This is a genomic window from Burkholderia sp. AU31624 (assembly GCF_020420065.1).
Classification (GTDB): domain Bacteria; phylum Pseudomonadota; class Gammaproteobacteria; order Burkholderiales; family Burkholderiaceae; genus Burkholderia.
Genome location: NZ_JAIZRT010000013.1, coordinates 90653 through 103813, shown reverse-complemented (window position 1 = coordinate 103813; position 13161 = coordinate 90653). Strand labels below are relative to the sequence as shown.

At 69.0% G+C, this 13161-nt stretch carries 10 protein-coding genes and 1 pseudogene; 8 read left to right on the top strand and 3 right to left on the bottom strand.

Annotation, left to right across the window (positions count from 1 at the left end; translation table 11 throughout):
• Positions 1-7: 7 nt before the first annotated feature.
• Positions 8-2776: a LuxR C-terminal-related transcriptional regulator gene (locus tag LGM89_RS34825; RefSeq protein WP_089498010.1), complete on the bottom strand. Its 2769-nt coding sequence runs from the start codon at positions 2774-2776 to the stop codon at positions 8-10.
• A 330-nt stretch (positions 2777-3106) separates the two neighbouring features.
• Here LGM89_RS34825 and LGM89_RS34820 point away from each other — a divergent pair, with 330 nt between their 5' ends.
• Positions 3107-3526 carry a nuclear transport factor 2 family protein gene (locus LGM89_RS34820; protein WP_226275491.1) on the top strand — a complete coding sequence of 140 codons (420 nt, stop codon included), beginning with the start codon at positions 3107-3109 and terminating at the stop codon, positions 3524-3526.
• 41 nt (positions 3527-3567) lie between these two features.
• Here LGM89_RS34820 and LGM89_RS34815 read toward each other — a convergent pair whose 3' ends face one another.
• On the bottom strand, positions 3568-5244 hold the full coding sequence (locus LGM89_RS34815; protein ID WP_413227493.1) for a fatty acid--CoA ligase: 1677 nt from the start codon (positions 5242-5244) through the stop codon (positions 3568-3570).
• Between the two features lie 447 nt (positions 5245-5691).
• Here LGM89_RS34815 and hchA point away from each other — a divergent pair, with 447 nt between their 5' ends.
• The 3 genes from hchA to LGM89_RS34800 all read left to right on the top strand — a co-directional run bounded on the left by hchA (position 5692) and on the right by LGM89_RS34800 (position 8654).
• Complete coding sequence (hchA, locus tag LGM89_RS34810) at positions 5692-6573, top strand: glyoxalase III HchA (protein WP_089498013.1); 882 nt, start codon at positions 5692-5694, stop codon at positions 6571-6573.
• Between the two features lie 256 nt (positions 6574-6829).
• A complete protein-coding gene (locus LGM89_RS34805) occupies positions 6830-7567 on the top strand; it encodes a response regulator (protein ID WP_089446841.1) in 738 nt (245 codons plus the stop codon).
• A gap of 1 nt (position 7568) precedes the next feature.
• The gene (locus LGM89_RS34800; RefSeq protein WP_226275489.1) at positions 7569-8654 is read left to right on the top strand and encodes an ATP-binding protein; all 1086 of its coding nucleotides are present in this window, start codon (positions 7569-7571) and stop codon (positions 8652-8654) included.
• A 39-nt stretch (positions 8655-8693) separates the two neighbouring features.
• Here LGM89_RS34800 and LGM89_RS34795 read toward each other — a convergent pair whose 3' ends face one another.
• Positions 8694-9380 (bottom strand): hypothetical protein, encoded by a 687-nt coding sequence (locus tag LGM89_RS34795; protein WP_226207434.1) that lies wholly within the window; start codon positions 9378-9380, stop codon positions 8694-8696.
• Positions 9381-9573: 193 nt separating this feature from the next.
• On the opposite strand from LGM89_RS34795, the pseudogene LGM89_RS34790 reads away from it, so the two are divergent.
• The 4 genes and pseudogenes from LGM89_RS34790 to LGM89_RS34775 form a co-directional block, all read left to right on the top strand.
• Positions 9574-9947 (top strand): annotated as a pseudogene (locus tag LGM89_RS34790) (MFS transporter); the annotation flags it as partial.
• Positions 9948-10111: 164 nt separating this feature from the next.
• Positions 10112-11377 (top strand): ABC transporter substrate-binding protein, encoded by a 1266-nt coding sequence (locus LGM89_RS34785; protein WP_264172757.1) that lies wholly within the window; start codon positions 10112-10114, stop codon positions 11375-11377.
• Positions 11361-12329 (top strand): carbohydrate ABC transporter permease, encoded by a 969-nt coding sequence (locus tag LGM89_RS34780; RefSeq protein ID WP_226207433.1) that lies wholly within the window; start codon positions 11361-11363, stop codon positions 12327-12329. Before LGM89_RS34785 ends, LGM89_RS34780 begins: the two co-directional genes overlap by 17 nt.
• On the top strand, positions 12317-13156 hold the full coding sequence (locus tag LGM89_RS34775; protein WP_089428633.1) for a carbohydrate ABC transporter permease: 840 nt from the start codon (positions 12317-12319) through the stop codon (positions 13154-13156). Before LGM89_RS34780 ends, LGM89_RS34775 begins: the two co-directional genes overlap by 13 nt.
• Positions 13157-13161: the final 5 nt, after the last annotated feature.

Sequence of the window (13161 nt, the reverse complement as noted above, 5' to 3'; positions counted from 1 at the left end):
CCACCGCCTATTCGTCGCCGACGCGCGTGCGGGACGACGCATCGAGTGCCAGCCCGCTGCGCACGGCCTGAATGCGCGACGTGACGTTGAGCTTCTCGAAGATGTTCTTCAGGTGCCACTTGATCGTCTCCGGCGCAACGCGCAGCGCGCGGGCGATCTCCTTGTTCGACAGGCCACGCGCGACGTAATCGAGGATCTCGACTTCACGCGCGCTCAGGTTGCCGGCCGTGCCGGGCCGCGCGGCCGGCGCGTCATTCGACGCCCGGTCCGCCTCGAACGCGCGCGCGAGTTCGCGCAGATACCACGTGCCGACCGCCGGAAACCGGTCGGCCCGTTTCAGCACGCGCGCCGTCAGGCGTTCGGCCACGGCGCCTTCGTCGACGAACGTGCGCACGAGCCCGTTGCCTTGCCCGTATTCGAGCGCCGGGGCCAGCACGGCCAGTGCGTCGTCTTCCTGCCCGGCCTGTTCGAGCGCGACCGCACGCAGCACGGCGGCCTGCGCGGCGAACCAGTCGAAGCCGCGCGCGGCCAGCACGTCGTGCACCGTTGCCATGACCCGGGCGGCTTCTTCCGCGCGGGCATCGGCAAGCAGCAGCCGCGCCCGCGCGGACTGCGCCATCTGCCACGTCTCGACGAAGCTCGACGCGACTTCCGGCGGTTCAGCCGACACCAGCGCCGCCAGCGCCCGCCCGACACGATGGGCCTGCGTCAGCTTCCCCGCGCTCACATGCAGCCGCACGCCGGTCGCCATGCAGGCGACGCGCAGCCGCAGCCATTGCCGGCTGCAGGCGATGTGGTCGGCCTCGTCGAGCATCTCGTGCGCGCGGGCCTCGTTGCCCGACCGGAACTGCAGCACCGCGGCCGTCTGCATGAACCGCAGCAGCGGCCCGAGCGAACACGCCTGCATCGCGATGTCGAAACGGTCGCGCTGCGCTTCGCGCACCTTCGGCCAGTCGTTCCATTCGTAATAGATCGCGGACAGGTAGCCGGCCGACAGCGCGGTCGCCGCCGACAGCCGCCCCGCCGAGCGCTCCGCGCCGCGCAGCGCCGTCTCGAACGTCTTCGACGCATCGTGCAGGCGGCCCGCGACGAATTCGGCGAGGCCGGACATGTTCTGCCGGTACACATGCGCAAACAGCGGCTCGTGGCCCGACGCCGCGCTTTCCGCGCGTGCGCGCAGGTCGAGCGCGTCGTCGAGGCGGCCCGCGTAGCCGAGCCCGAAGATCAGCGTCGTCTGCCCGATCTGCTCGACCCACGAGCCAGCCGGCGGGCCGGCCGCCAGCACGCGCTCGCCGAGCGCGAGCGACTCGATGCTCCGGTCCGACAGCCCCGCGATGAGCGAGCGAACGCCAAGCAGCTCGGTCGCGGTAATCGCGTCCGTGCCGAGCCGCCGTGCGTCGATATCGGCTTCGATCGCCTCCAGCGCGCGGCGCGCGTCGACCATCTGCATCGACAGCGCCAGCGCCCACACGTGGGCGATCCGCAACCGCAGGCGGCCCGCCAGCGCCGGCTCCGGCAGGCGCGATACCCAGTCGAGCACGGTGCGGACGTCGCTCGCGGCGATCAGCTTCATCGCGCACGCCTCGACCCAACCGGCGGCCGCGTCGAAATCGCCGGCGGCGAGCGCATGCCTGACCGCATCCGGCCATTGCCGTTCGGCCGCGTACCACGCACTCGCGCGGCGATGCAGCGCGGCGACCTCGTCCGGCCGGCGCAACGCCAGCTCCTCGCGCAGGTATTGCAGGAACAGCGCGTGATAGCGGTAGCTCCGGCGGCCGCCGTCGACCGAGCGGATGAACAGGTTGTGCGCGCTCAGCCACTCCAGGCACGCGACGGCATCGTCGCGGCCCGTCAGCGCATCGCACAGCGCGGGCGTCATGCGGTCCAGCACGGCCGTGCAGAGCAGGAAGTGACGGATCGCATCCGGCACCTGCGTCATCACGTTCTCGTTCAGGTACGCGGCAATGCCGGCGCGCGCATGGCTGACCTGCTCGGCGACGCGCGCCGCATCGGTGTCGTCGCGCAACGCGAGCGCCGCGAGTTGCAGGCCCGACACCCAGCCTTCGGTGGCCGCGCGCAGCCGCCCGACGTTTTCCGCATTGAGCGGTTTGCCGGCGACGCGCTCGAAGAACGCGCGCGTCTCCGCTTCGTCGAAGCGCAGATCCTCTTCGTCGACCCGGACGAGCTCGTCGCGCGATTCGAAATAGCTGAGCGGCAACGCGGGCGCCGAGCGGCACGACAGCACCACGTGCAGGTTCGATGGCGCATAGCGCAGCAGCTCGAACATCGCGTCGTGGATGACGGGCGACGCGAGGCGGTCGTAGTCGTCGAGCATCAGGACCAGCTCGATGCCCGCCCCCTCCAGCTCGTTGAGCAGTTCGTCGAACACGATCTTCAGCGGAATCAGCGCGCGGTCGCGCAGCAGCCGCTGCGCGCGGCCGCCGACACCGCCCGTCGCGTCGACGATCGCCGCCACCACGTACGACGAGAAGATCGACGCGTTGTCGTCGTCCTGGTCGAGGCTCACCCAGGCGACCTTCACGTTCGTCGCCACGAGTGCATGGCGCCACTCCGCCAGCACGGTCGTCTTGCCGTACCCGGCCGGCGCGCACACGAGCGTCAGCCGGCGATCGAGGCCGCGCGCAAGCCGGCCGAACCGCGCGATGCGCGACACGATTCCACGGGCCGATGCCGGTGCGAGCTTGGTGCGCACCAGCACTTCGATCCCGTCGGCGTCCGCAGGCCCTGCTGCTTGTCTGCTGTCGCTGGACGTCATGCTGTTCCTGTTCTCCTTGCGCTGCGCGCGTGCGTCCGCCTGGAAGGCCGGACCGCCGTGCGGCCCGGTGCGCGGCGCGGCGCCGCCCCGCGCCGGAACAGCATAGCGACACGGCGACGGCCGTCAAAAGTAGGTGATATCCGTACCGCGGCGTGCGCCGGTCGAACGGAAGGACTCGCATTGTTCTCGATCGGGACGGTGCTGTTCAGCCCCCCATTCGGGGGGCTACCGCGCCGGGAAAGTCACTCCATCCTGACCGGAAGGTGTCCTGCACAGCCGGCTCGCGCCGCGCGTCGGGACCGTCGCCCAGCCGTTCCACGAGGAGTCCGCATGAACCGTCGCGACGTCGTCGCCGCCTTTTTCGACCGGTATCGCCAGCATGACATCGAAGGCATGCTCGCGCTCTTTTCCCCCGCCGCCGTGCTCGACTACGTGCCGGCCGGCGCGGCTGCGCCGGCGGCCACGCACGGCAGGATGACCTGGGGCACGCTGCTCGATGCTTTCCCGGACCTGTCGAACGGGATCGACGCCATTCATGCGGATGATGCGGGCCGCCACGCCACCGCCGAGGTCACGATCCGCGGCACGCAGGCGCGGGACTTCCTCGGTATCCGGAATCGCGGCCGGTCGTTCACGCTGCGGCACGCGTTCGTGTTCGAGTTCGATGCCGACGGCCGCATCACGCGGCTGGCCGCCTACTGGGACAACGTCCGGCTCTTCGAGGATCTCGGCAAGACGACGCTCGGATGAGCCGGCACGGCCGGCGGGCCGGCGCTTGGCGGGCCGCGCCGTCACGCGGGCTGGTAGCGCTCCCGCAGCGCCCGCTTGTTGATCTTCCCGACGCTCGTCTTCTCGATCGCGTCGACGATCAGCAGCCGCTCCGGCACCGCGTACCGCGAAATCAGCCCGCGATCGGCGACCTGCTTCACGTGCGCCTGCAACTCGGCCGGACTGACGCGCCCCACCTGGTCGTCGGCCAGCACGACGAGCGCGAGCGGCCGCTCGCCCCAGCGCGCGTCCTTCACGCCGATCACGGCCGATTCGCGCACGGCGGGATGGCGCGACAGGATGTCCTCGAGCTCCAGCGACGACACCCATTCGCCGCCCGTCTTGATCACGTCCTTGATCCGGTCGGTGATCTGCAGCCGGCCGGCCGGATCGATCACGCCGATGTCGTTCGTATGGAGATAGCCGCCGGCCCACAACGACGCCGTTGCCGGCGCGTCGCCGAGATAGCCGGCCGTCGCCCACGGCATGCGCACGACCACCTCGCCGGCCGCGCGGCCGTCATGCGGCACGTCGCGAAACTGCGCGTCGACGATGCGCAGGTCGACGAGCGGCAGCGGCAGCCCCGCCCTGGTCCGGCGCGCGAGCGTATCGTCGGCCGTACCGTCGGCCCCGGGCGGCGCATCGACCTGGGCGATCGTCATCAGCGGGCAGGTTTCCGACATCCCGTAACCGGTGTACACGTCGATGCCGCGCGCGAGCGCCGCCCGCGCGAGCCCTTCCGGCAGCGGCGAGCCGCCGACCACCACCTTCCACGACGAGAGATCGACCGATGCCGATGCGGGGCAGTCGAGGATCATGCCGAGCAGGGTCGGCACGCAGTGCGAGAACGTCACCGACTCGCGCGCGATCAGCGCCAGCAGGCCGTCGGGCGAGTAGCGCCCCGGATAGACCTGCTTGAGCCCGAGCGTGGTCGCGATGTAGGGCAACCCCCACGCGTGCACGTGGAACATCGGCGTGATCGGCATGTAGACATCGTCGCGATGCAGGCGCCCGTGCTCGCGTGCGCTCGACAGCGCGGCCATCCCCGCCAGCGTGTGCAGCACGAGCTGGCGGTGGCTGAACGCGACGCCTTTCGGCAGCCCGGTCGTGCCGGTCGTATAGAACGTCGTCGCGCGGGTGTTCTCGTCGAAATCACCGAACACGAAATCGGGCGAGCTGGCCGCGACCAGCCGTTCGTATTCGTCGGCGAAACCGTCGGCCAGCCCGGTCTCGGCGCCGTCCGCGATCAGCACGAAGCGCTCCGCCGCCACGAGCCGGTCGCGGATGCCGTCCAGCAGCGGCAGGAAATCGCGATGCACCAGCACGACACGCGCGCCGCAATGGTTCAGCGTATACAGCAGCTGGTCGGGCGACAGCCTGACGTTCGCAGTCATCAGCACCGCGCCCATCATCGGGATCGCGTAATAACACTCCAGGTAGCGGTGGCTGTCCCAGTCCATCACGGCGACCGTATCGCCCGCGCCGACGCCGAGCGACGTCAGCCCGCTCGCGAGTTGCCCGATGCGATGCCGGAACGTCCAGTAATCGTGCCGGACCTGGTCGCCGTACACGATCTCCTGCTCGGGCCGCGTCGCGAGCGGCGTGTGAAGCAGCTGCTTGATCAGCAGCGGATACGCATGCGCGGACGAGGCCGGGGCATCGTGCAAATGCGGCTGTGACGGATTCATGAAGGGCTCCATAAGCGACCGGTCAGGCACGATGCCGGCCGGGCAAAGCTGCGCGCCCGCGGGCGGCACGGCCTGTGCATCCGCCGGGGCCGGTCTTCGCGAGTGGGGCCACGATACCCGACGCGCCGGCTTCGGCGCCCCCCCCTGTCAGGGGGAGTCGGCGGTGGCGCGCCGGCCCGGCGGACATCCGCCCGTCACGTGCCGGGCGTATCCACGACGAGGTGCGCACGGTGCACGGTGCGGTGTCACGACCCACCTGATCGGGGGGGGCGTGGCGCGCCGGGTGCCGAGGTACGATTCATGACGGCGCGCAACCCGTTGTTCGGGACGCGCATCCCCTCGCCCCGGGCATGAACGGAGGCCCACGCCGCCGATTCGCAACCGTGCATGTGCAATGCACGCGTTGTGTGCCGTTTTGCATGCCGAATCCTCACTCCATCCCCCGAGAAAGGAGCAGCCATGACTTCCGAACAGCCGCAGATGGACAGAACGCCCACGCCCGATCCGGCCGAAAACAACGCGTACTTTCCGTCCCCGTATTCGCTGTCGCAGTACACGTCGTCGAAGACCGATTTCACCGGCGCGGATTACCCGAATCCGTACACGGGCGGCAAGTGGAAGGTGCTGATGATCGCGACCGACGAGCGCTACATCCTGATGACGAACGGCAAGATGTTCTCGACCGGCAATCATCCGGTCGAAATGCTGCTGCCGATGCATCACATGGACCAGGCCGGTTTCGAAATCGACATCGCGACGCTGTCGGGTAACCCCGCGAAACTCGAACTCTGGGCGATGCCGGGCGACGACGAGGCGGTGCAGGGCACGTACCGGAAGTACCTGCCGAAGCTCAAGACGCCGCTGAAGCTGTCCGACGTGCTCGACGCCAACCTCGGGCCGGAATCGCCGTACATCGCCGTGTTCATCCCGGGTGGTCATGGCGTGCTCGCCGCCATTCCGTACAGCAAGGACGTGAAGCGCGCGCTGAACTGGGCGCTCGACTACGACCGGCACATCATCACGCTGTGCCACGGGCCCGCAAGCCTGTTGTCGGCTGCCGTGGACGAAGATCCGCAGAACTACCCGTTCAAGGGCTACGAGATGTGCGTGTTCCCGGATGCGCTCGACACCGGCCCGAATCTCGAGATCGGCTACATGCCGGGCCCGCTGCCGTGGCTCGTCGCGCAAAGCCTGGACAAGCTCGGCGCGAAGGTGCTCAACAAGGACATGACCGGCCGCTGCCATCAGGACCGCAAGCTGATCACGGGCGACAGCCCGCTCGCGTCGAACGGGATCGGCAAGCTCGCGGCCGCCGCGCTGCTGAAGGAAGTCGGCCACTGACACGGCCCGCCCCGCGGCCGGTCGGCACCGCGGGCGCGCCGCGCGTCGCGCCCCTTCACGTTGCAGACTGGCGTCCCGCCCGCGGTGCCGGCCGACCGCGGGCGCGGCCCGGCCCCGTCGAACCGGGCCATCGTCGTCACATCGTTCGCCAACACGCCGTCCCGCGCCGCCGCGCACCGCCGCCCGCCCTCTGCTCGACGGCGTTTCCCATGCGGTAGTATGGCGACTCGATGGAACCCCCGATGGACTCACACGAATGGCCCTGCCTGATCTCCCGCCCCCTTCCAGCGCCGGCCAGGACGCCCAGGCGCTCGTCCTCATCGCCGAAGACGAACCCGAGATCGCCGAGATCCTGACCGCGTATCTCGCGCGCGGCGGCCTGCGCACCGTGCACGCGGCCGACGGCCGCCGCGCGCTGGAACTGCACCTGCAGCTCAAGCCCGACCTCGTGCTGCTCGACGTGCAGATGCCGCACGTCGACGGCTGGAAGGTGCTCGCCGAAATCCGTCATCGCGGCGACACGCCCGTGATCATGCTGACCGCGCTCGACCAAGACATCGACAAGCTCACCGGCCTGCGCATCGGCGCCGACGACTACGTGGTGAAGCCGTTCAATCCCGCCGAAGTCGTCGCGCGTGCGCAGGCGGTGCTGCGCCGTTCGATGGCCGGCTCCCGCCAGGAAGAGCAGCGCGTGCTGCGGGTCGCGCCGTTCGAGATCGATCTCGAACGCCACGAAGCCACGCTCGAAGTGGGCAGCGAACGGCACACGCTCGTGCTGACGCTCACCGAGTTCAAGCTGCTCGCGCAGCTCGCGCGCGCGCCGCGGCGTGTGTTCAGCCGCGCCGAGCTGATGGCCACCTGCCTGCCGGAAGGCGACGCGCTGGAACGCACGGTGGACAGCCACGTCAGCAAGCTGCGCAAGAAGCTGGACGACCTCGGCGTGCAAGGCGTGCCGGTCAGCGTGCGCGGCGTCGGCTACAAGCTCTGGAGTTGACGTGAAGCTCGACGGCCTGAGCCGGCAGATCGCGCTGACGATGGCCGGGATGGTGTTCGGCGTGACGCTGCTGATGGTGCTCACCGCCACCCTCTTCTACTACGTCGCGTTCAACTACTGGCCCGCGCATTTCAACACGAAGAACCTGCTGCCGAGCGCGCCGGAATGGCTGTGGCTGATCGCGACCACGTCGGTCGGCCTCGCACTGTCGGTCGCGGTCGCCGTCAATCTCGCGCGCCGCATCCTCGTGCCGCTCAATTCGGTTACTGACAGTATCCGCCGCGTCGCGCGCGGCGATCTCGACGCGCGAGCGGTCGCAGGCGACCGCTCGCTGCATGAAGCCGCACTGCTCGCCGACCACTTCAACGCGCTCGCCGACGAACTGCAACGCGTGACCAACGAACAGGCGATCTGGAATGCCGCGATCGCGCACGAGCTGCGCACGCCCGTCACGGTGCTGCGCGGGCGCCTGCAGGGGCTCGCCGAGGGCGTGTTCAAGCCCGACGAAGCGCAGTTCCGCAGCCTGCTCACGCAGGTCGATGGGCTGTCGCGGCTGATCGAGGATCTGCGCGTGGTGAGCCTCGCGGATGGTGGCCACTTGAGCATCGAGATCCGCGACGTCGACCTTGCCGCCGACGTGCGCGCCGTGGTCGACGTGTTCGCCCATGCGCTGCAGGCCGCCGGCCAGCATCCGGTGCTCGATCTCGACCCGCGGCGCATGCGCTGCGACCCGGTGCGGATTCGTCAGGCGCTGCTCGCGCTGCTGGAAAACGCGCGCCGCCACGCGGTGCCCGGCACGATCCGGATCCAGACGTGCATCGAGGCAGGGATGTGCCGGCTGCGCGTCGAGGACGACGGCCCCGGCATCCCGGCCGATTTCGCGCCGCACGTGTTCAAGGCGTTTCGGCGCGCCAACGAGTCGCAGCCCGGCGGCAGCGGCCTCGGGCTCGCCGTCGTCGCGGCGATCGCCCATGCGCATCACGGCGAAGCCGTCTGCGTGCCGACCGGCGCGGGCGGCACGCGGTTCGAAGTGCAGTGGCCCGACAACCTCGTGCCGGCGCCGGACCACGCGCGCTTTCCGGCTTGAGACGCCGCCTTTACTGCACCTTTATGTCCGCTTCAACCGTCACGCGCCCGGTTCGCGCCCGACCTGTTCGAGTGGCGGGCTGAACCCGAGCACCGTGTACTCCCGCACGGACACGGTTCCGTTCCCCGCCGCGCCCTGCACGACGACCGCGCGCACCGCACCGGCCCGGTCGAATTTCAGGCGGGTGCCGAGGGTCGCGTTGCGCAGCGCCTCCAGTTCCTCGATCCGCGCGATCGCCAGCTTGCGCACCGCGCCGGACACGTACACCGGCAGGAACACCAGCGCGATGAAGATCGACACCGCGTCCTTCCAGGCGGTGTCCAGCACCGGCTGACCCGACAGCACGAGCGACAGCGAGGTCGCCGCGACGAAGATCGCGAGCACGGTCGCGCCCACGCCGAGCGACGAGAACCGTTCGGCCGCCTTCTTCATGCGCGCCTTCACGAGCGCGCGCGTGGTCGCGGCGGGCACCAGCCATTCGCGCCGCGCGCCGTGGTATCCGGCGAAGCCGAGGAACAGCGTCGCGACGGCGCTGATGCCGATGGCGGTGTACAGCGCGTCGAACAGCACGCAGACGAATTCGAGCACGAACACGATCACCGGCGGCCACAGCAGCAGACGGAACGAATAGCCGTCGCGGCCATGCCCGCGGATCCACCATTTCACCGGCGGCAGGTCCCAGAAGCGGCTCTCGCGGCGGAGTGAAAGTTCTTCGTCGTCGGTCAATTCTTCACCTGTGGTGCTCCGTTGCGTCGGGTACGGCTGATGCGGCTGATGCCGCTGAAACGGGAATGAATACCTGGGGTTATCGATTGATCCCAAAGATTCATTAGACAGTGTCTCCGCCGCCGCGCGATGCTGGCCCGGCCAGTGAACGCGGTGTCATTGTCACGCCGCGCACGAGAATGGAGTGAGACACATGCCCAACGACCACCGTCAACGGCGCCACACGCTGTGGCTGCTGTGCGCGCTTTCGTTCATCCTCTACGTCGACCGCGTCAATCTGCGACCGCGGCCGGCGCGATCAAGGCCGAACTCGGCCTGTCGAATACCGAACTCGGCGTCGCATTCTCCGCGTTCGCGTATTCGTATGCAATCTGCCAGATCGGCGGCGGCTGGATCGCCGACCGGTTCGGCGCCCGCATCACGCTGATCGGCTGCGGGCTGATCTGGGTCGTCTCCACCTTCACCACCGGGCTCGTGCACAGCCTCGGGCTGCTGTTCGCCGCGCGGCTGCTGCTCGGCATCGGCGAAGGCGCGACGCTGCCTGCGCCGCGCCGCCAGCCGGCCCACCCCCCACCACCACATTTTGTGCATCGCACGACCAACCTTGAGCAAAAAGTATCGGTTGACGTTTTCTTTTGATGTGGTGCCCGCATCGCCCCCGTCACACCATTGTTCCTGCCGTCATCGACGGCATTCGAACAAGCAGAATCAAGGAGACACGGGTGAACAAGATGCGAATCGTCGCAGCCGGCTTGCTGCTCGGCGCCTGTCTGCCGGGCGTCGCGGCCGCGCAGGTCTGCAAGGTGCCGACCCTTCGGGTGCTCGCGCAGAAGAGCCTCGGCCTGTCGGTGATGGAGAAATCGCTGGCCGACTACGAGAAGAAGAGCGGCACCAAGGTCGAGATCAGCTATTTCGGCGAAAACGACCGCCGCGCGAAATCGCGGCTCGACGCGTCGACCGGCGCGGGCTCGTATCAGATCTACTACGTCGACGAGGCGAACGTCGCCGAATTCGCGTCGGCCAACTGGATCGTCCCGCTCCTCAAGTACTACCCGAAGGAATACGACTACGACGACTTCCTGCCCGGCCGCCGCGCGGTCGCGAGCTACAACGGCGTCGCGTACTTCGCGCCGCTGATCGGCGGCGGCGACTTCCTGTTCTACCGCCGCGACCTGCTCGACGCCGCGCACATCCCGGTGCCGAAGACGCTCGACGAGCTCGTCGCCGCGATCAAGAAGCTCAACGCGCCGCCGAAGCTGTACGGCTGGGTCGCGCGCGGCCAGCGCGGCTCGGGGATGAACGTGTGGCGCTGGTCGCCGTTCATGCTCGGAATGGGCGGCGCCTGGACCGACAAGGGCGGCCAGCCCGCGTTCAATTCGCCGGCCGCCGTGAAGGCCACGCAGCTCTACGGCGACCTGTTCAAGTACGCGCCGCCGGGCGCGGCAACCTACGACTGGAGCAACGCGCTCGAAGCGTTCCGCTCGGGCAAGGTCGCGTTCATGATCGAATCGACGCCGTTCGCGGACTGGATGGAGGATGCGAGCAAGTCGAGCGTGGCCGGCAAGGTCGGCTACACGCGCCCGCCCGCCCCTCTGCCGTCGGCCGCCTACGGCCACGGCTTCGCGATCTCGGCGGTCGGCGCGAAGGACGACTGCACGCGGATGGCCGCCGGCCGCTTCATCGCGTGGGCGACCAGCAAGGACCAGGAGCAGGCGCGGCTGCGCAACGGCGTGTTCAGCGACTACAACCGGTCGAGCACGATCGCCAGCCCGTACTTCAAGCAACACGTCGCGCCGCAGATCCAGGCCGGGCTGAACGACACCAACCCGGTCACGCAGGTGACGATCTGGCGCACGCCGCAGTGGCCGGATATCGGCGACAACCTCGGCATCGCGCTCGAGCAGGTGTTCACCGGCACGCAGACGGACGTGCGCGGCACGCTCGACGACGCGGACCAGTACGCGAAGGACGCGCTCGAACATGGCGCTCGCAAATGACGGCGCCGACGGACGCGCGCTCGGCGTCCGTCCGGCCCCTGCCCCGCCTTCCGCACCGTCCGCCCGGCGCGGCCGCGCACGCCGCGACCGCACGAGCCTGCCGTGGGTGTTCCTCGCGCCGACGCTCGCGCTGCTCGCGGTCCTGAGCCTCGTCCCGACGGTCGCCGCGATCAATCTCGCGCTGCGCAACCGCGTGCTGCGCTATCCGGACAGCGAATACGTCGGCCTGCGCAACTTCATCCGGCTCGCGTCCGACCGGCGCTTCCTGAACGCGATCGAGGTGTCGGTGCTGTGGGAAGTCGTCACGGTGGCCGGCGCGGTGCTGGTCGGGGTCGCGCTGGCCGTGTTCCTGTTCGAGCGCGTGCACGGCCGCTGGCGCCGCCTCGCGTCGCTGGTGCTGATCATGCCGGTGCTGCTGCCGCGCGTATCGGCCGCGTTCATCTGGAAGTTCATGTACGCGCCGCTCACCGGCATCCTGAGCTGGCTGCTCGGCATGCTCGGGATCGAGAACACCGCGTTCCTCGCCGATCCGCATCTCGCGCTGTACGCGGTCGCGCTGGTCGACGTGTGGCAATGGGGGCTGTTCTTCGCGGTCGTGATCCTGAAGCTGCTGGAGACGCTGCCGCCCGAGCCGCTCGAAGCCGCGCGGCTCGACTACGCGACGACGTGGCAGGTGCATGCGTACATCACGTTGCCGATGCTGAAGGCGCCGCTCGTGAGCCTCGTGTTCATCAAGATGGTCGAATCGCTGCGCTCGTTCGACCTGATCTACGTGATGACCAAGGGCGGCCCCGGCATCGCGACCGAAACGCTCGACCTGTACGCGTACCAGCAGGGCATCGGCCTCGCCGGCAAGGTGTCCTATGCGTCGGGCATGGCCGTGCTGATGATGGTCGCGACCACGCTCGTCTTCACGCTCATCTGGAAGAGGGTCAACAAATGGGACGACTGATGGCCCGCCGCGGCACCGCCGCGACCGTTTCGACCGCAACGACTGTCGCGATCGCCGGCGCGATCCTGCTCGTCGCCGCGTTCCCGCTGTTCTGGGCCGTGCTCAATTCGCTCAAGCACCTGCTCGACATCGTCACGCCCGTGCCGCGCTTCATCTTCACGCCGACGCTCGCGAACTACGAGCAGGTGCTGTCGAGCCCCGAGGTGCTGATCGGCCTCGGCAACAGCATCGCGATCGTCGGCGCGGCCGTGCTGATCGGCGCGGTGCTCGGCGTGCCGGCCGCGTATGCGATCGCGCGCTACCCGATACGCGGCAAGCGCGACATCCAGTTCTTCCTGCTGTCGCTGCGCTTCCTGCCGCCCGTCGCGGTCGCGCTGCCGCTGATCGCGATCTGGGTCGATCTCGGGCTGTACGACACGAAGCTGTCGATGATCGTCACGTACCTGCTCGTCACGCTGTCGACCATCACGTGGCTGTCGATCCCCGTGTTCCGCCGGCTGCCGCGCGAGATCGAGGAAGCCGCCGCGCTCGACGGCTACGGCCCGTACGCGGTGTTCTGGCATATCGCGCTGCCGGTGTGCGCGAGCACGCTGCTCGGCGGCATCGTGTTCAGCTTCGTGCTGGTGTGGAACGAACTGATGATCGCGCTCGCGCTGACGTCGTCGCGCAGCGCGACGCTGCCGGTGGTCGCGTCCGCGTTCACGTCGCTCGGCCAGGAAGTGCCGTGGGGCGTGATCAATGCGTCGACGGTGCTGCTCGCGCTGCCGCCGCTCGTGTTCGTCGGCATGCTGAGCCGCCTGCTCAATTCGATGGTCAAGGGAAAATAAGGAGG

Excerpts from the sequence above, each read along its gene's own strand:
- LGM89_RS34780 (WP_226207433.1), top strand. The coding sequence starts at position 11,361 with ATGGCGCTCGCAAATGACGGCGCCGACGGACGCGCGCTCGGCGTCCGT.
- LGM89_RS34820 (WP_226275491.1), top strand. The coding sequence starts at position 3,107 with ATGAACCGTCGCGACGTCGTCGCCGCCTTTTTCGACCGGTATCGCCAG.
- LGM89_RS34785 (WP_264172757.1), top strand. The coding sequence starts at position 10,112 with ATGCGAATCGTCGCAGCCGGCTTGCTGCTCGGCGCCTGTCTGCCGGGC.
- LGM89_RS34805 (WP_089446841.1), top strand. The coding sequence starts at position 6,830 with ATGGCCCTGCCTGATCTCCCGCCCCCTTCCAGCGCCGGCCAGGACGCC.
- LGM89_RS34815 (WP_413227493.1), bottom strand. The coding sequence starts at position 5,244 with ATGGAGCCCTTCATGAATCCGTCACAGCCGCATTTGCACGATGCCCCG.
- LGM89_RS34825 (WP_089498010.1), bottom strand. The coding sequence starts at position 2,776 with ATGACGTCCAGCGACAGCAGACAAGCAGCAGGGCCTGCGGACGCCGAC.
- hchA (WP_089498013.1), top strand. The coding sequence starts at position 5,692 with ATGACTTCCGAACAGCCGCAGATGGACAGAACGCCCACGCCCGATCCG.
- LGM89_RS34775 (WP_089428633.1), top strand. The coding sequence starts at position 12,317 with ATGGGACGACTGATGGCCCGCCGCGGCACCGCCGCGACCGTTTCGACC.